Source organism: Pseudomonas sp. NY15354 (genome assembly GCF_048068075.1).
GTDB classification, from domain to species: domain Bacteria; phylum Pseudomonadota; class Gammaproteobacteria; order Pseudomonadales; family Pseudomonadaceae; genus Aquipseudomonas; species Aquipseudomonas guariconensis_C.
In genome coordinates, this window is record NZ_JBLUPV010000012.1 from 37,646 (window position 1) to 54,389 (window position 16,744).

Annotated in this window: 19 protein-coding genes and 1 other RNA gene; 14 read left to right on the top strand and 6 right to left on the bottom strand. The window is 64.1% G+C overall.

What is annotated here, in order from left to right; genetic code table 11:
• Positions 1-17 precede the first annotated feature (17 nt).
• From ubiD to ACNFCH_RS13735, 3 genes are all read left to right on the top strand, one after another.
• Positions 18-1,484 carry a 4-hydroxy-3-polyprenylbenzoate decarboxylase gene (ubiD, locus tag ACNFCH_RS13725; RefSeq protein WP_416742982.1) on the top strand — a complete coding sequence of 489 codons (1,467 nt, stop codon included), beginning with the start codon at positions 18-20 and terminating at the stop codon, positions 1,482-1,484.
• Positions 1,484-2,452 (top strand): CDP-6-deoxy-delta-3,4-glucoseen reductase, encoded by a 969-nt coding sequence (locus tag ACNFCH_RS13730; protein ID WP_337156954.1) that lies wholly within the window; start codon positions 1,484-1,486, stop codon positions 2,450-2,452. The genes ubiD and ACNFCH_RS13730 overlap by 1 nt, the downstream gene beginning before the upstream one ends.
• A gap of 276 nt (positions 2,453-2,728) precedes the next feature.
• On the top strand, positions 2,729-3,379 hold the full coding sequence (locus tag ACNFCH_RS13735; protein WP_337156979.1) for a gamma-glutamylcyclotransferase: 651 nt from the start codon (positions 2,729-2,731) through the stop codon (positions 3,377-3,379).
• 22 nt (positions 3,380-3,401) lie between these two features.
• On the opposite strand, the gene ACNFCH_RS13740 is transcribed toward ACNFCH_RS13735, so the two are convergent.
• The gene (locus ACNFCH_RS13740; protein WP_337156953.1) at positions 3,402-4,379 is read right to left on the bottom strand and encodes an NADPH:quinone oxidoreductase family protein; all 978 of its coding nucleotides are present in this window, start codon (positions 4,377-4,379) and stop codon (positions 3,402-3,404) included.
• 157 nt (positions 4,380-4,536) lie between these two features.
• On the opposite strand from ACNFCH_RS13740, the gene ACNFCH_RS13745 reads away from it, so the two are divergent.
• Positions 4,537-4,941 (top strand): flagellar basal body-associated protein FliL, encoded by a 405-nt coding sequence (locus tag ACNFCH_RS13745; RefSeq protein WP_337156952.1) that lies wholly within the window; start codon positions 4,537-4,539, stop codon positions 4,939-4,941.
• A 106-nt stretch (positions 4,942-5,047) separates the two neighbouring features.
• Here the strand turns inward: ACNFCH_RS13745 and ACNFCH_RS13750 are convergent, their stop codons facing one another.
• Positions 5,048-5,500 (bottom strand): EVE domain-containing protein, encoded by a 453-nt coding sequence (locus tag ACNFCH_RS13750; protein WP_337156951.1) that lies wholly within the window; start codon positions 5,498-5,500, stop codon positions 5,048-5,050.
• A gap of 177 nt (positions 5,501-5,677) precedes the next feature.
• On the opposite strand from ACNFCH_RS13750, the gene ACNFCH_RS13755 reads away from it, so the two are divergent.
• On the top strand, positions 5,678-5,827 hold the full coding sequence (locus ACNFCH_RS13755) for a hypothetical protein (RefSeq protein WP_337156950.1): 150 nt from the start codon (positions 5,678-5,680) through the stop codon (positions 5,825-5,827).
• An 18-nt stretch (positions 5,828-5,845) separates the two neighbouring features.
• Here the strand turns inward: ACNFCH_RS13755 and ACNFCH_RS13760 are convergent, their stop codons facing one another.
• The 4 genes from ACNFCH_RS13760 to ACNFCH_RS13775 all read right to left on the bottom strand — a co-directional run bounded on the left by ACNFCH_RS13760 (position 5,846) and on the right by ACNFCH_RS13775 (position 7,256).
• A complete protein-coding gene (locus ACNFCH_RS13760) occupies positions 5,846-6,454 on the bottom strand; it encodes a 5-formyltetrahydrofolate cyclo-ligase (RefSeq protein WP_337156949.1) in 609 nt (202 codons plus the stop codon).
• An 81-nt stretch (positions 6,455-6,535) separates the two neighbouring features.
• Positions 6,536-6,715: non-coding RNA, 6S RNA (gene ssrS, locus ACNFCH_RS13765), on the bottom strand.
• A 17-nt stretch (positions 6,716-6,732) separates the two neighbouring features.
• Positions 6,733-7,050, bottom strand: a complete 318-nt coding sequence (locus tag ACNFCH_RS13770; protein WP_196162314.1) for a cell division protein ZapA — start codon at positions 7,048-7,050, stop codon at positions 6,733-6,735.
• Positions 7,047-7,256: a TIGR02449 family protein gene (locus ACNFCH_RS13775; protein WP_043212148.1), complete on the bottom strand. Its 210-nt coding sequence runs from the start codon at positions 7,254-7,256 to the stop codon at positions 7,047-7,049. Before ACNFCH_RS13775 ends, ACNFCH_RS13770 begins: the two co-directional genes overlap by 4 nt.
• 153 nt (positions 7,257-7,409) lie before the next feature.
• On the opposite strand from ACNFCH_RS13775, the gene ACNFCH_RS13780 reads away from it, so the two are divergent.
• The 9 genes from ACNFCH_RS13780 to gcvH all read left to right on the top strand — a co-directional run bounded on the left by ACNFCH_RS13780 (position 7,410) and on the right by gcvH (position 16,734).
• Complete coding sequence (locus ACNFCH_RS13780) at positions 7,410-7,964, top strand: YecA family protein (protein ID WP_337156948.1); 555 nt, start codon at positions 7,410-7,412, stop codon at positions 7,962-7,964.
• A 19-nt stretch (positions 7,965-7,983) separates the two neighbouring features.
• Positions 7,984-9,318: a Xaa-Pro aminopeptidase gene (gene pepP / locus ACNFCH_RS13785; protein ID WP_416742983.1), complete on the top strand. Its 1,335-nt coding sequence runs from the start codon at positions 7,984-7,986 to the stop codon at positions 9,316-9,318.
• Entirely contained in the window at positions 9,315-10,514 is a 1,200-nt protein-coding gene (gene ubiH, locus ACNFCH_RS13790) for a 2-octaprenyl-6-methoxyphenyl hydroxylase (RefSeq protein ID WP_337156946.1), read from the top strand. The genes pepP and ubiH overlap by 4 nt, the downstream gene beginning before the upstream one ends.
• The gene (locus tag ACNFCH_RS13795) at positions 10,511-10,993 is read left to right on the top strand and encodes a DUF4442 domain-containing protein (protein ID WP_196162317.1); all 483 of its coding nucleotides are present in this window, start codon (positions 10,511-10,513) and stop codon (positions 10,991-10,993) included. The genes ubiH and ACNFCH_RS13795 overlap by 4 nt, the downstream gene beginning before the upstream one ends.
• A 9-nt stretch (positions 10,994-11,002) precedes the next feature.
• Positions 11,003-12,220: a 2-octaprenyl-3-methyl-6-methoxy-1,4-benzoquinol hydroxylase gene (locus tag ACNFCH_RS13800; protein ID WP_337156978.1), complete on the top strand. Its 1,218-nt coding sequence runs from the start codon at positions 11,003-11,005 to the stop codon at positions 12,218-12,220.
• Positions 12,221-12,326: 106 nt separating this feature from the next.
• Positions 12,327-13,328, top strand: coding sequence for an extracellular solute-binding protein (locus ACNFCH_RS13805; RefSeq protein ID WP_337156945.1), 1,002 nt, complete (start codon positions 12,327-12,329; stop codon positions 13,326-13,328).
• Between the two features lie 143 nt (positions 13,329-13,471).
• Positions 13,472-15,094: an iron ABC transporter permease gene (locus tag ACNFCH_RS13810; RefSeq protein WP_337156944.1), complete on the top strand. Its 1,623-nt coding sequence runs from the start codon at positions 13,472-13,474 to the stop codon at positions 15,092-15,094.
• A 126-nt stretch (positions 15,095-15,220) separates the two neighbouring features.
• Complete coding sequence (gene gcvT, locus ACNFCH_RS13815) at positions 15,221-16,303, top strand: glycine cleavage system aminomethyltransferase GcvT (RefSeq protein WP_337156943.1); 1,083 nt, start codon at positions 15,221-15,223, stop codon at positions 16,301-16,303.
• A gap of 47 nt (positions 16,304-16,350) precedes the next feature.
• Positions 16,351-16,734: a glycine cleavage system protein GcvH gene (gene gcvH / locus ACNFCH_RS13820; protein WP_070093656.1), complete on the top strand. Its 384-nt coding sequence runs from the start codon at positions 16,351-16,353 to the stop codon at positions 16,732-16,734.
• Positions 16,735-16,744: the final 10 nt, after the last annotated feature.

Here is a 16,744-nt window from a genome sequence, read left to right on the forward strand (position 1 = left end):
CAACACGAGGCTCCTGCATGCAGTATCGCGACTTGCGCGACTTCATCCGTGGCCTGGAACAGCGCGGTGAACTAAAGCGCATCCAGGTTCCGATCTCTCCCATCCTGGAAATGACCGAAGTCTGCGACCGCACCCTGCGTGCCAAGGGCCCGGCGCTGCTGTTCGAAAAGCCCACCGGCTTCGACATGCCTGTGCTGGGCAACCTGTTCGGGACGCCGGAGCGCGTGGCCATGGGCATGGGCGCCGAATCGGTCGATGAACTGCGTGAAATCGGCAAGCTGCTGGCCTTCCTCAAGGAGCCCGAGCCGCCGAAAGGCCTCAAGGACGCCTGGTCCAAGCTGCCGATCTTCAAGAAAGTCGTGTCCATGGCGCCCAAGGTGGTCAAGGACGCGGTGTGCCAAGAGGTTGTGGTCGAGGGTGAAGACGTCGACCTCACCCAACTGCCGATCCAGCACTGCTGGCCGGGCGATGTGGCCCCGCTGATCACCTGGGGCCTGACCGTCACCCGCGGCCCCAACAAGGATCGCCAGAACCTCGGCATCTACCGTCAGCAGCTGATTGGCCGCAACAAGGTCATCATGCGTTGGCTGAGCCACCGTGGTGGCGCCCTGGACTACCGTGAATGGTGCGAGAAGCACCCCGGCCAGCCATTCCCCGTGGCCGTCGCCCTGGGCGCGGATCCGGCGACCATTCTCGGCGCCGTGACGCCCGTGCCGGACACCCTTTCCGAATACGCCTTCGCAGGTCTTCTGCGCGGCAACCGCACAGAGCTGGTCAAATGCCGTGGCAGCGACCTTCAGGTACCGGCCACCGCCGAGATCATTCTCGAAGGGGTGATCCACCCGAGTGAAATGGCACCGGAAGGTCCGTACGGCGACCACACCGGTTACTACAATGAGGTGGACAGCTTCCCGGTCTTCACCGTCGAGCGCATCACCCATCGGCAAACACCGATCTACCACAGCACCTACACCGGTCGTCCGCCCGATGAGCCGGCGATCCTGGGCGTGGCGCTGAACGAAGTGTTCGTGCCGATCCTGCAGAAGCAGTTCCCGGAGATCGTCGATTTCTACCTGCCGCCGGAAGGCTGTTCGTACCGCATGGCGGTGGTGACCATGAAAAAGCAGTATCCAGGGCACGCCAAGCGCGTGATGCTGGGTGTGTGGTCGTTCCTGCGACAGTTCATGTACACCAAGTTCGTTATTGTCACCGACGACGACATCAACGCCCGCGACTGGAACGACGTGATCTGGGCCATCACCACGCGCATGGACCCCAAGCGTGATACGGTGATGATCGACAACACGCCGATCGACTACCTCGACTTCGCGTCGCCGGTATCGGGCCTGGGGTCGAAGATGGGCCTGGACGCCACGCACAAGTGGCCGGGCGAGACTACACGCGAATGGGGGCGTGCCATCGTCAAGGACGAGGCCGTCACCCGCCGTATCGATGAGCTGTGGGATCAGTTGGGAATAGATTGATGCAGGTAACGTTGCAGCCGTCCGGAGCGGTACTGGCCGTCGAGCCCGGAGAACGGATTCTGGATGCGGCCCGGCGTCTGGGTTATGACTGCCCCAACAGCTGCCGCAACGGCAATTGCCACGTTTGCGCCGCGCTGCTGGTGGAAGGGCGGGTGCGTCAGGAGGGTGAGGTTCGCGATCATGGCGAGCTGTTCACCTGCATCGCCGAGCCGCTGGAGGACTGCGTGGTGCTCTGGGATGGTGTGCTGGCCCTGGGTGAATTGCCGGTGCGCAAGCTGGCTTGCACCTTGAGTGAGTGCGTCGAGGTCGGTGGCGACGTCTGGCGCGTGCGCCTGCGCGCGCCTGCGGGCAAGCCGCCGCGCTATCACGCCGGACAGTACCTGATGATCGAGCGAGAAGGGGCCGACAAGGCGGCCTTCTCCCTGGCATCGGCCCCCCATGGCGGACGTGACCTGGAGCTGCATGTGCTGGTGCGGGAGAACAGCGCGCGACAACTGATCAGCCAACTGCAGCGCGATGGCGTGGCACGTATCGAGTTGCCGTTCGGTGACGCGCACCTGGCCGAATTGCCGGACGGGCCGCTGGTGCTGATCGCCGCCGGTACCGGTATGGGCCAGATGCATAGCCTGATCGAGCATTGCCGTGCCCAGGGTTTCAAGCACCCGGTTCACCTGTATTGGGGCGTACGTCGGCCCGAAGACTTCTACCAGATCGAGCACTGGCCCGAGTGGGAGCATTTGCCGAACCTGTTCTTGCACAAGGTGGTGAGTGATCTATGCGGTTGGGAAGGGCGCTGTGGGCTGTTGCATGAAGCGGTCTGCGAAGACATCGAGGACCTGAACCAGGTCCACGTCTACGCCAGCGGCTCGCCCAACATGGTTTATGCCACCCTGGATGCGCTGGTCGAGGCCGGCATGGACGCGCACCGCATGCGCGCCGATGTTTTCGCCTACGCGCCGCGGGCCTGAAACAGCACGGCTCACCGCAAGGGTGGGCCGTTTTTAATAACAAGAGTGTGGCGCCCGTATTATAAGGCGCACATTGTTGCCGCCGTGGTTAATAACTTTCACTATACTCGGAACAATACCTGTCGGTTATCCGCAAAGGCAGATGAATACTGGGCTCACGCAAGAATTTTGGCTTGAACTCAAGACACTTTCTGCCGTACGGTAATTCCAGCGAGGCGTCACGACTTTTACAGTGACAGCCTTCGGTAGTTTACGGGGAATAATGGCGGCAGCATGATGTCGGCACTTGAAAGTTCGTCGTGGCAGGTGACATATCCTCCTTCGCTGGATTTCGGTCAGCAGTTGACCGATGAACAGTTGCATCACTCCATGAAATTGACCATGTCGCGCCATGAAGGTGGGCCGGTGTGGCTGTTCGCCTATGGCTCACTGATTTGGCGGCCAGAATGCAATTCGGTGGAGCGCCAGCGGGCGCGGGTGCATGGATATCACAGGGGCCTGTATCTGTGGTCCCACGAGCACCGTGGTACGCCCGATTGTCCGGGGCTGGTGTTCGGCTTGGACCGGGGTGGCTCGTGCAGCGGTTTTGCCTACCGCCTGGACGAAAGCAACCTGGATGACTCGCTGATGGCCCTGTGGCAACGCGAAATGCCATACCCGGCCTACCGGCCGCACTGGCTCCATTGCCGGTTGAGCGACGGCAGCAAGGTGCAGGCCCTGGGCTTTGTACTGGAGCGGCATCTGCCATGCTACGCCGGCAACCTGCCGGACTCCTTGCTCAGCCAGATCCTGGCCAGCGCCAAGGGGCGTTATGGCAGTACGCGGGACTATGTCGAGCAGACACTCAACGCCTTGCGCAGTCATCAGATGCCCGATCGCAATCTGGAAGCACGGTTCCGCAGGTGCCATAACCTGCGTGAGGTGTAGGGAAAAGCCGGTGGCGTGTCTTTTATCGGGTTAGCACCACCAACTTGCCCACGGCCTTTCGCTGCGCCAATTGCTCGATGGCCACTCCGGCCTCTGCCAGCGTGTAGGTCTGCGACACCAGTGGCCTGAGCTTGCCCTCGGCATGCCAGGCAAACAGCTGACGGAAGTTGGCAGCGTTGTCCTCGGGCTGGCGCTGGGCGAAAGCACCCCAGAACACGCCCAGCACCGCAGCGCCCTTGAGCAGCGCCAGATTCACGGACAACTGCGGGATGGTTCCGCTGGCAAAGCCCACCACCAGCAGTCGGCCGTTCCAGGCCAAACCGCGTACTGCCTGCTCGAACAGTTCGCCACCCACAGGGTCGTAGACCACATCCACGCCCTGGCCCCCAGTCAGGCGCTTGATTTCATCCTTCAGGCTGGCCTGGCCATAGTCGATCAACTCGTCGGCCCCTGCGGCCTTGGCTACTGCGAGCTTCTCGGCGCTGCTGGCCGCGGCGATCACCCGGGCGCCCATGGCCTTGCCGATCTCCACTGCGGCCAACCCCACACCACCGGACGCGCCCAGCACCAGCAGGGTTTCGCCGGCTTTGAGCTGGCCACGTTGGCGCAGGGCATGCATCGAGGTGCCATAGGTCATGCCGAACGCTGCGGCGGTGGCGAAGTCCATCGATGCGGGAATCGTCAGTACGTTATAGAAGGGCACAGCGACTTGCTCGGCGAAGGCGCCCCAGCCGGTCAGCGCCATGACCCGGTCACCGACCGTGAAGGCGCCGGCCTTCTCCCCAACCGCTGCCACGACTCCCGCCGCTTCGCCACCGGGTGAGAAAGGCAGCGGTGGCTGGAACTGGTACTTGCCCTCGATGATCAAGGTGTCGGGAAAATTGACACCCGCGGCCTGAACGTCCAGCAGGATCTCGTTCTTTTTCGGTACCGGGCTTGCGACCTCCTCCAGCACCAGGTTTTGCGCAGGGCCAAGGGTTTTGCACAACACTGCTTTCATCGGGGCTATTCCTTTGCGTGCGTTGGCCGATAAGTGTAGGAGCGGCGCAGGTCGGGTCAACGAGCATGCCTCACCCTGATGGGGCGGCATAAGCCCGGGCTTGGGTTTGAGCGATGTGCTGGGTAAGCTGGCGCCAACTGTATTGAGGAGTGAATTCGTGAAAGCGTGGATCTTGATGATGCTGGCCCTGTTGTTGCCGGTGGCGGCCCTGGCCGAGGAAGCCAAGGAAGGAGAGCCCAAAGTGTCCTACATCAGCCTGAGCCCACCTTTCGTCGGCAACTATGCCCTCGACGGCAGCCCCAAGCTGCGGGTGTACAAGGCCGACGTGGCCCTGCGCGTCACCGGTGATGCTGCGGCCGCTGCGGTCAAGCACCATGAGCCGCTGATTCGCAACCAGCTGGTGGCACTGTTCACCCAGCAGGGCGTGGACAACATGAGCAATGTCGAGGCCAAGGAAAAACTGCGCCAGGAGGCGCTCAAGCAGGTTCAGCAGGTGATGGAGGCCGAAGAAGGCAAGCCCATCGTCGAGGATCTGCTGTTCAATAACCTGATTGTGCAGTGACCGTACAAACAGTGATGTTTCGCCGGTAAACCCGCTCTCCCAAGAATCACCGCCGGCCCTGCGGGTTTACCCGCGAAGGGCCGCCGCACGGCCCCCTGGACGGCTGTCAGGCAGCCAGCGCTAAAATCGCCGCCCATTGCTCAGCCGTGACTGGCATCACCGACAACCGGCTGCCTTTTTGCACCAGCGGCAGCTCATCGAGCGCGGTCTGCTGTTTGAGCATCCCGAGGCCCAGCACCTGGCGGAAGGTCTTCACATGGGCCACGTCCACGGCGCTCCAGGGGTTCTTTTCGGCATTGGCCTTGGCGTCGTAATAGTGGCTCTCGGGGTCGAGTGCGGTGGGGTCGGGATAGGCCGCAGCGGTAATGCGCGCGATGCCGGCAATGCCCGGCTGCGGGCAACTGGAGTGATAGAAGAAGAACTCGTCGCCCACGCTCATGGCCCGCAGGAAATTACGCGCCTGATAGTTGCGCACCCCATCCCAGCGTGCCTGTCCGAGGCCTGCCAGGGCTTCGATGGAGAGCTCGTCGGGCTCGGATTTCATCAGCCAATAGGCCATGGGTGAGGCTCCTGAAAAAGTTTGAAATAACCTGAGGCATTTAACCGACAGTCGGTTGGCGTCAACGTTTGCGTGTCGACTCAGGTTGTCGGAAAATGCGCCGATTTTAAGCTTGACGCTCCGGCAGCACCAAGAAGGTTGCCGAGCCTGACTGTTTGCCTAGGGGGGCAATCATCAATGAACCAACGCAAACCGGACCTGCTCTGGATCCTGGTCTTTATCTTTGGCCTGGGCGTCGTCACCACCGGTTATGCGCAGAGTTTCCTTGAGCGCAAGGTGGACGCCGCCTACCAGATGCCGGTCGATCCCGTCCAGCCGCAGCGCTGATCTGGCCTCGGGCGCCGCTCAAGCCGGCGCCAGGTACCAGCCACGGTCCGAGACCGTCCCCTTGAGCGGAACATCCCAACTGGCCTGAGCCAGCCGCTCCACCTTTTGGCATTCATGGGCCAATCCCAGCAGTAGCGGTTTTTTCCATGCCTTGCGGCGCGCCTGGTAGGCCAGGCTGCGGTCATAGAAGCCGCCACCCATGCCCAGGCGCCCCCCCACCTCGTCGAACCCCACCAAGGGCAGCAGGATCAGGTCCAATGACCAGATCGGCCGCTGGCGTTTGCGTTCGACCACAGGCTCAGGGATGCGGAAGCGGTTGGGGCGCAGCTTCTCGCCGCGCTCGAAACGCTGGAACACCATGCGCGTACGCGGCCAGGCGTGCAGCACCGGCAGATAGATGCGCTTGCCGCGTCGCTGGGCCTCGCGCAGCAACAGGCGTGGATCGATCTCGCCGTCATTGGGCAGGTACAGGGCAATGTGCCGGGCGCGGCGGAACAACGGATGCTGGGCCAACTGGCGGTACAGGCCGAGGGAGGCTTGACGTTGTTGGGCGGGAGTCAGTGCGCGGCGAGCGTTGCGCAGCAGGCGGCGTAGTTGAGGGCGGGTGAGCGGCGCGGTGTCGGTCATGGCACAGGCGTTCCCAGATGTGCCGGCCGCCGTGGCGACCGGACGATTTGCCCGCCAGGGCAGGCGGACAAGAAAGAATTCAGGCTCCCCGACAAGACCGCTATCGGTGTAGCCCTTGAACCCGAAAGTTCAAGGTGGAGATTGCAGGGGGCGTTAAGGCTTTCCGTCGGGCGGACATGCACACCGGCCCCAGCGTGCAACCCCCGTGGTTGTGCGTATCGGCTCAGGGACATAACCGACTGGCGCATCCCCCAGGGAGTGGCGCCAGTATACCAATCTCAGCCGATTTTGGTATCCGCGTCGTCGGACAACGCCTGGTCGACCCGCTCCAGCAGGTCACGCACTTGCTCGCGTGTGGTGCCGCTGGTGGCAACATCCGGACGCTCCTGGCGGTGCAGCAGTTCGTGGGTGATGTTCAGGGCTGCCATGACCGCGATGCGGTCTGCACCGATCACCTTGCCGCTGCTGCGGATCTCGCGCATCTTGCCATCCAGGTAGCGTGCGGCGCTGACCAGGTTGTTGCGTTCTTCCGGCGGGCAGATGATCGAGTATTCCTTGTCGAGGATCTGGACGGTGACGCTATTGCTTGAACTCATGAGTCTTGCTCCAGGGCCTTGAGGCGTAAAATCATCGACTCGACCTTGCGCCTTGCGATCTCGTTCTTTTCGATGAGGTGGGCGCGCTCCTCGCGCCAGGATTTTTCCTGCGCTAGTAGGAGTGCATTTTGCCGTTTTAGTTGCTCGACACGCTCGATCAGCAACTCGAATCGGCTCATCAGCGCTTGCAGGTCGTTCTCTGGCATGGGTTGCACTCGATTCGCTCCCTCGTTGACTGCCTGGCGATCATGCCTCTTCCGGGGGCGGTACAGCCAGTGCGGATGGTCTTGGCGCGCCTGCCGGTGCTAGGATACAAGGTCTTCATTCTAGTCATTGCGCCGCCTGGCGCCTAGCTGCCCATGCCCAATACCCAATCGCCCTACACCGCCTTCGCCACGCTGCTTTCCAGCAATGGCCATCCTGCCTCCCCGGCCGAACTGCACGGCCTGCTGATCGGTCGCAGCTGCGCCGGCGCGGGCTTCGACGCCGATTCCTGGCTGGCCGACGCCGCCGGTGCGCTGGAGAACGAGCCCGTGGACGCCGTGCGCGCCGCCTTGCTCGGCCTGCAGGAAATGGTCAAGGCCGAACTCACTGGCGAGGACATCGCCATCGTCCTGCTGTTGCCGGGCGACGACGCCCCGCTGACCGAGCGTGCCACCGCGCTGGGCCAATGGTGCCAGGGCTTCATCACAGGTTTCGGCCTCAATGCCGGCGGCAAGGAGCTTTCCGAGGAAGCCAAGGAAGTCCTGCAGGACCTGGTGGCCATTTCCCAAGTCCAGGACGCACTCGAAGAGTCCGAGGATGGCGAGAGCGACTACATGGAGGTCATGGAGTACCTGCGCGTCGCCCCGCTGCTGCTGTACACCGAGCTGGCCAAGCCCGCCGCGCCCGCACCCAAGCCATCGCTGCACTGATACCCCGGGGGTCCTGCCCATGAGCCATATTCCGAAGGCCGAATATGCCCGTCGGCGCAAGGCGCTGATGGCGCAGATGGTCCCCAACAGCATCGCCATCCTGCCGGCGGCCGCGGTTGCCATCCGTAATCGCGACGTCGAGCACGTGTACCGCCAGGACAGCGACTTCCAGTACCTGAGCGGCTTCCCCGAGCCTGAGGCGGTCATCGCCCTGATTCCCGGCCGTGAGCATGGTGAGTACGTGCTGTTCTGCCGCGAGCGCAATCCTGAGCGTGAGCTGTGGGATGGCCTGCGTGCCGGTCAGGAGGGGGCGATCCGCGACTTTGGCGCCGACGACGCCTTCCCCATCACCGATATCGACGAGATCCTGCCCGGCCTGATCGAAGGCCGCGACCGGGTCTATACCGCCATGGGCAGCAACCCCGAGTTCGACCGCCGGCTGATGGAGTGGATCAACGTGATCCGCTCCAAGGCGCGCCTCGGCGCCCAGCCTCCGAACGAATTCGTTGCCCTGGATCACCTGCTGCACGACATGCGTCTGTATAAATCGGCGGCGGAAGTGAAGGTAATGCGCACCGCCGCGAAGATTTCCGCGCAGGCTCATGTACAGGCCATGCAGGCGTGCCGGGCCGGGTTGCACGAGTACAGCCTGGAAGCCGAGCTGGACTATGTGTTCCGCAAGGGCGGCGCGAAGATGCCGGCCTATGGCTCGATCGTCGCGGCAGGGCGCAACGCCTGCATCCTGCACTACCAGCAGAACGACGCCCCGCTCAAGGATGGCGACCTGGTGCTGATCGACGCCGGCTGCGAAATCGACTGCTACGCCAGCGACATTACCCGCACCTTCCCGGTCAGCGGGCGTTTCTCGCCGGAGCAGAAGGCTATCTACGAGCTGGTGCTCAAGGCCCAGGCCGCCGCTTTCGCCGAGATCGCCCCGGGCAAGCACTGGAACCACGCCCATGAGGCGACCGTGCGGGTCATCACCGAAGGGCTGGTGGAGTTGGGGCTGCTCAAGGGTGATGTGCAGACGCTGATCGACAGCGAGGCCCATCGCGCGTTCTACATGCACCGCGCTGGTCACTGGCTGGGCATGGATGTGCACGATGTGGGTGACTACAAGGTGGGCGGGCAGTGGCGCGTGCTCGAGCCGGGCATGGCGCTGACCGTCGAGCCGGGCATCTACATCGCCCCCGACAACCAGAGCGTCGCGAAGAAATGGCGCGGCATCGGCGTAAGGATCGAGGACGACGTGGTGGTGACCAAGCAGGGCTGTGAGATTCTGACCTCCGATGTACCGCGCACGGTCGCCGAGATCGAGGCATTGATGGCCGATGCCCGTAAGGACGCGGCATGAACCGGGTCAACCTGGCGATCATCGGCGGTGGTCTGGTTGGCGCCAGCCTGGCCCTGGCGCTGCAGGCCGGTGCCAAGGCGCGGGGCTGGAAGATCATGCTGATCGAACCCTTCGCCCCGGGTCACAGCTTCCAGCCCAGCTATGATGCCCGCTCCTCGGCGTTGTCCTATGGCACGCGGCAAATCTATGAGCACTTAGGCCTGTGGCACGTGATCAGCCAACGCGCCGAGCCGATCAGCCAGATCCAGGTCTCCGACCGCGGCCGCTTCGGCGCGACCCGCCTCGATGCGATCGAGGAGGGCGTACCGGCGCTCGGCTATGTCGTGGAGAACGCCTGGCTTGGCCAATGCCTGTGGCAGAGCCTGGATGCCGACGTGGTGAGCTGGCGCTGCCCGGCCGAGGTCAAGGCCATGCAGGCCATCGCCGGCGGCTACCGCCTGCTCCTGGACGACGACACCAGCCTTGAGTGCGACCTTGCGGTGCTCGCCGACGGTGGCCGCTCGGGCTTGCGCGAACAGTTGGGCATTCATGTCCGCCGTACCCCTTATGAGCAAAGCGCACTGATCGCCAACATCACCCCGGGTGAAGCCCACCGTGGCCAGGCCTTCGAGCGCTTCACCGAACAGGGCCCTATGGCGTTGCTGCCGCTGCCGGAGAACCGTTGTGCGCTGGTCTGGACCCGACAGGGGATGGACGCCCAACGTCTGGCCGAGATCGACGAGCGCAGCTTCCTGCGTGAACTGCAGGACCTGTTCGGCTATCGCCTGGGCGCGCTGCGCCAGGTGGGCGTGCGCCATCTGTACCCGCTTGCGTTGATCGAAGCCCAGGAGCAGGTGCGCCCGCACCTGGTGGTATTGGGCAACGCGGCCCACAGCCTGCACCCGATCGCGGGGCAAGGTTTCAACCTGTCGCTGCGTGACGTGCAGTCGCTGGCCGAGGCCTTGCTGGCCGGGCCGCAGCCGCTTGGCGATCTGACCACGCTGCAGAGCTACCATCAGCGCCAGCAGCTGGACCAGGCCATGACCATCGGCTTCTCCGATCAGGTCACCCGCTTGTTCGGCAGCAGCCAGCCCTTGCTGGCGGCCGGTCGCAACCTCGGGCTGCTCGGCCTTGACCTGCTGCCGCCGGCCAAGCGCTGGTTTGCCCGCCAGGCCATGGGCCTGGGCACACGTCCCGAACCGCGAGGCCGCGCATGAGCGATTCGCGCAGGCTCGCCCGCAAGGCCCGCATGCTGCGGTGGCTGCTCAACCTCTACCCGCCCTACATGGGCGCCGGCATCCGCGTGCAGCACATCAGCCCGGACATGCGCAGCATCCGGGTGCGCATGAAGCTGACCCGCTGGAACCGCAACTATGTCGGTACCCAGTTCGGCGGCAGCCTCTACTCGATGGTCGATCCTTTCTACATGTTGTTGCTGATCGAACGGCTCGGGCGTGAGTACATCGTCTGGGACAAGGCCGCTAACATCGATTTCATCGCACCCGGCAAAGGCCCGGTGTTCGCCGAGTTCCATGTCGATGACGCGTTGCTGGAGGACATTCGCCAGCAGACCGCCAGCGGCAAGAAGTACCTGCCTCGTTTGCAGGTCGATATCCGCGACGGTGCCGGCGAGCTGGTGGCGCGGGTCGATAAAACCCTTTATGTGCGGCTCAAGCCGCAAGCGAGGCAGGCGTAAGGCATGGAAATGCGCGCAGATTTATTGATTGTCGGTGCCGGTATGGTCGGCAGCGCCCTGGCGTTGGCCTTGCGCCACAGCGGCCTGGACATTCTTCTGCTCGACGGCAGCCCGCTGTCGGTCAATCCCTTCGATGACCAGGGGCCGTTCGAGCCCCGGGTCAGCGCCCTGTCGGCGGCCAGTCAGCGCATCCTCGAGCGCCTGGGCGCCTGGGAAGGCATCGCCGGGCGCAGGGCCTCGCCGTACTCGGACATGCACGTCTGGGATGGCAGCGGTACCGGTCAGATCCACTTCTCGGCCGCCAGCGTGCATGCCCAGGTACTTGGCCATATCGTCGAGAACCGGGTGGTGCAGGATGGCCTGCTGGAGCGCCTGCACGACAGCGACGTCGGCCTGCTGCCCAATGCTCGCCTGGAGCAGATGCGCCGCTCTGGCGACGAGTGGCTGCTGACCCTGGCCGATGGTCGGACCCTGCGCGCGCCGCTGGTGGTGGCCGCCGATGGCGCCAACTCCGCGGTGCGCAAGCTGACCGGTTGTGAGACCCGTGAATGGGATTACCTGCACCACGCCATCGTCACCAGCGTCCGATGCAGTGAGGCGCACCAGGCCACGGCCTGGCAGCGCTTCACCGACGAAGGGCCGCTGGCATTCCTGCCGCTGTCCCGGGATAACGATCAGGCCTGGTGCTCGATCGTCTGGTCGATCACGCCGGAACAGGCCGAGAAACTCATGGCCCTGGATGATCCAGCCTTCTGCGAGGCGCTCGGTCGTGCCTTCGAGGGACGCCTGGGCGAGGTATTGAGTGCCGATCCACGGGTCTGCGTGCCGCTGCGTCAGCGCCATGCCAAGCGTTATGTGGATGAGGGGCTGGCGCTGATCGGTGATGCCGCGCACACCATCCACCCGCTGGCCGGGCAGGGCGTGAACCTGGGCTTTCTGGATGCCGCCGTGCTGGCCGAGGAGTTGGAGCGTGCCTGTGAGCGTGGCGAACGGCTGGCAGATGTGAAGGTATTGAGCCGCTTCGAGCGTCGACGCATGCCGCACAACCTGGCGTTGATGGCGGCGATGGAGGGCTTCGAGCGCCTGTTCCAGGCCAATCCACTGCCGCTGCGCTGGCTGCGCAACAGCGGGCTGAAACTGGTGGAGCAGATGCCCGAGGCCAAGGCGCTGTTCGTGCGTCAGGCGCTGGGGCTGTCCGGGGATCTGCCGGAGCTGGCCAAGGCCTGAGGGAGCGTATCGCGATCCTGGCAACATTCGGTAACGTCTGCACAGGTGAGGTGGAAAATGGGATTCACTACCATTTGCACCTCTCAACTCAGCGAGGAAGACCCCGATGTTGCCACGCAAGCCCCTATTGGCCGCCCTGGCCCTGACCCTGTTTGGCGGTACCGCCCAGGCGGCGGATGAAGTGGTGGTGTATTCCTCGCGCATCGACGAGTTGATCAAGCCGGTGTTCGACGCCTACACCGCCAAGACCGGCGTCAAGATCAAGTTCATCACCGACAAGGAAGCCCCGCTGATGCAGCGCATCAAGGCCGAGGGCGAGAACGGCGTTGCCGACCTGTTGCTGACCGTCGATGCCGGCAACCTCTGGCAGGCTGAGCAGATGGGCATCCTGCAACCGATCAAGTCGGACGTCATCGACCAGAACATCCCTTCCCAGTACCGCGCCTCGTCCCACGACTGGACAGGCCTGAGCCTGCGCGCGCGTACCATTGCCTACTCCACCGAACGGGTCAAACCCCAGGAACTGACCACCTACGAGGCCCTGGCCGACAAGCAATGGGAAGGCCGTCTGTGCCTGCGCACGGCCAAGAAGGTCTACAACCAGTCCCTGACCGCCACCCTGATCGAGAACCACGGCGAGGCCAAGACCCAGGAGATCATCAAGGGCTGGGTCAACAACCTGTCCACCGATGTGTTCTCCGACGACACCGCCGTGCTCCAGGCCATCGAGGCCGGCCAGTGCGACGTGGGCATCGTCAACACTTACTACTACGGCCGCCTGCACAAGGAAAAGCCCAACCTGCCGGTCAAGCTGTTCTGGCCCAACCAGGGCGACCGCGGCGTGCACGTCAACCTGTCGGGTATCGGCCTGACCAAGCATGCACCGCACCCGGAGGCGGCGAAGAAGCTGGTCGAGTGGATGACTGGCGTCGAGGCGCAGAAGCTGTTCGCCGATATCAACCAGGAGTTCCCGGCCAACCCGAAGGTCAAGCCGTCCGACGAAGTCGCGGCCTGGGGTAGCTTCAAGGCCGACAGCATCCCGGTGGAAGTGGCCGGCAAGCGCCAGGCCGAGGCGATTCGCTTGATGGACCGGGCTGGCTGGAACTAAGCCCCAGGCTTTATCCTTCAGGGCCTGCAAGGCCCTTTCGCGGGTGAACCCGCTCCCACAGGAACACCGCTGCGAACCCTGTGGGAACAGGTTCATCCGCGAACGACCGCGCAGCGGTCGCCATCAGCACAGAGACGTTCGCCTTGCCCCACACCCCCCAACGCCGTTGGTACCTCCCGGTCTTTCTGGTCGCCGCCTTGGTGCTGTTGCCCCTGAGCGTCCTGGTGCTGTCCTGGCAGTCGATCGACATGCAGATCTGGTCGCACCTGCTCGACACCCAGATGAGCCGCTTGCTGGGCAATACGCTCACGCTGGTGCTGGGGGTGGGCGTGGGCGTGACGGTGCTGGGCGTGAGCCTGGCCTGGCTGACCAGCCTTTGCCAGTTCCCCGGTAGGCGCTGGCTGGACTGGGCGTTGATGCTGCCCTTCGCCATCCCGGCCTACGTACTGGCATTCGTCTTCGTCGGCCTGCTCGATTTCGCCGGCCCCGTGCAGACTGCCCTGCGAGAGGTGTTCGGGCCCCTGCGCCTGCCACGGGTACGCTCTACTGGCGGTGTGATCACCGTGCTGGTGCTGGTGTTCTACCCCTACGTCTACCTGCTGGCGCGCAGCGCCTTCCTGGCCCAGGGCAAGGGGTTGATGGAGGCGGCACGCGTGCTTGGACTGTCGCCGCTTCAGGCATTCTGGCGCGTGGCGCTGCCCATGGCCCGGCCCGCCATCGGTGCGGGCATCGCCTTGGCTCTCATGGAAACCCTGGCAGATTTCGGCGCCGTTGCGGTGTTCAACTTCGATACCTTCACCACGGCCATCTACAAGACCTGGTATGGCTTCTTCAGCCTTTCCAGCGCGGCGCAGCTGGCCAGCCTGCTGCTGCTGGTGGTGATGCTGGTGCTGTACGGCGAGCGCCGGGCCCGCGGCGCGACCCGTCATGGCAACGAGCGGCCGCGAGGGCAGGCGCTCTATCACCTGCGCGGCGTCAAGGCGCTGGCCGCTACCGGGTGGTGCCTGCTGGTGTTCGCCTGTGCCTTCGTCATCCCGTTGCTGCAATTGCTGGCGTGGTTCTGGCAGCGGGGCCGGCATGACCTCGACGAGCGGTACATCGGCCTCGTCCTTCACACCCTCTACCTGGGCGCCATGGCCGCCTTGATCACCGTCAGCGTGGCCTTGCTGCTGGCCTTTGCGCGGCGCCAGTCGCCAACAGGCGGCATTCGCGCCGGGGTGGGGCTGGCCAACCTGGGCTATGCCCTGCCGGGTTCGGTGCTGGCCGTGTCGATCATGCTTGCCTTCAGCTACCTGGACAACCAATGGGTCGTGCCACTGTCCCGTTGGTTGGGGGGGGCCGGCAAACCGTTGTTGCTGGGCAGCCTCTCGGCTTTGCTGCTGGCCTATCTGGTGCGCTTCATGGCCGTGGCCTATGGCCCGTTGGAAAGCAGTCTGGAGCGCATCAGGCCATCACTGCCGGAGGCTTCGCGCAGTCTTGGGGTTGGTGGTGTGAGATTGTTTTTCAAGGTGTATCTCCCGTTGTTGGTGCCGGGGGCCCTGAGTGCGGCGCTGCTGGTGTTCGTCGATGTGCTCAAGGAGATGCCGGCGACGCTGCTGATGCGACCGTTCGGCTGGGACACCCTCGCCGTCAGGGTGTTCGAGATGACCAGCGAAGGCGAATGGGCACGTGCCTCGCTGCCAGCGCTGACGCTGGTGCTGGTCGGCCTGCTGCCGGTCATCGGGCTGATCCGCCGCTCAGCCCGGCGGCCTGGGCATCATCACTGAGGGTGCCAGGCTTCGCCCTTGCGGCTACAATGCGCGGCATTCGCTGCGGCGGGTCCTGAACAAGATCAGGTGACGAATCAACGTCGCCGACCGCCGCTGCCTCGCCACGCCCGGAAGGAGAAACCCATGGGACAGCGTACGCCTCTGTATGACCTGCACCTGGCGCTCGGCGCCAAGATGGTCGATTTCGGTGGTTGGGACATGCCCCTGCACTACGGTTCGCAAGTCGAGGAGCACCATCAGGTGCGCAGTGACTGCGGCGTCTTCGATGTATCCCACATGACTGTCATCGACGTTGCCGGTGACCAAGCCACGCCCTGGCTGCAGCGTTTGCTGGCCAACGATGTGGCCCGTCTGGACAGCCCTGGCAAGGCGTTGTACAGCCCGCTGCTTGCCGCTGACGGTGGCGTCCTCGACGACCTGATCGCCTACCGCACCGAAATCGGCTATCGCCTGGTGGCCAACGCCGCCACCCGCGACAAGGTCCTGACCTGGCTGCAGGCGCAGAGCGCCGGCTTTGCCATCAATTTCGTCGAGCGATCCGAGCTTGCCATCCTCGCCATCCAGGGCCCGCATGCCCGCGAAAAAGTCGCCCAACTGCTCAGTGCCTCGCGCGCCGCGCTGGTCCGCGAACTGCGCCCCTTCGAAGGCGTCGCCGAAGGTGACTGGTTCATCGCCCGTACCGGCTATACCGGCGAGGACGGCCTGGAGATCATCTTCCCCGGCCAGCAGGCCCCCGCTTTCTTCAACGACCTCGTCGGTGCTGGCATCGCCCCCAGCGGCCTCGGTGCACGCGACACGTTGCGCCTGGAAGCCGGCATGAACCTTTACGGCCAGGACATCGACGAAAACCATACTCCGCTGACCTCCAACCTGGGCTGGAGCATTGCCTGGGAACCTGCCGAGCGCGACTTCATCGGCCGCTCGGGCCTGCTCGCGGAAATCGAACAGGGCGTACAGGAGAAACTGGTCGGCCTGGTGCTGGAGGAGCGCGGCGTACTGCGTGCCCATCAGGTGGTGCGGGTAGCCGGGATTGGCGAAGGGGAGATCACCAGTGGTAGTTTCTCGCCTACGCTGAGCAAATCCATCGCCTTGGCGCGTGTGCCCATGGCCACGGGTGAGCGTGCCGAGGTGGAGATTCGTGGCAAGTGGTATCCGGTGCGGGTGGTCAAACCGACCTTCGTGCGCCATGGAAAGATTCTGATCTGAACAATTACCGGCGGGCTGACCGCTGAGCCAATCGAGGAATACAACAGATGAGCAATATCCCCGCCGAACTGCGTTTTGCCGAAAGCCACGAGTGGGCGCGCCTGGAAGCCGATGGCAGCGTGACCGTCGGTATCAGCGATCATGCCCAGCAAGCCCTGGGTGATGTGGTGTTCGTCGAACTGGCAGAAGTGGGCAAGGTGTTTGCCGCAGGCGACGCCGCGGGCGTGGTCGAGTCGGTCAAGGCCGCTTCGGACATCTACGCCCCCGTGGCCGGTGAAGTCATCGCGGTCAACGAAGCGCTGGCCGACAGCCCTGAGCAGCTCAACGAAGAACCCTACGACGCCTGGATCTTCAAGCTCAAGCCAAGCAACCCGGCCGATCTGGAAAAGCTGCTCGACGCGGCCGGCTACCAGGCTGCCATCGGCGAATAAGTCTTCTACG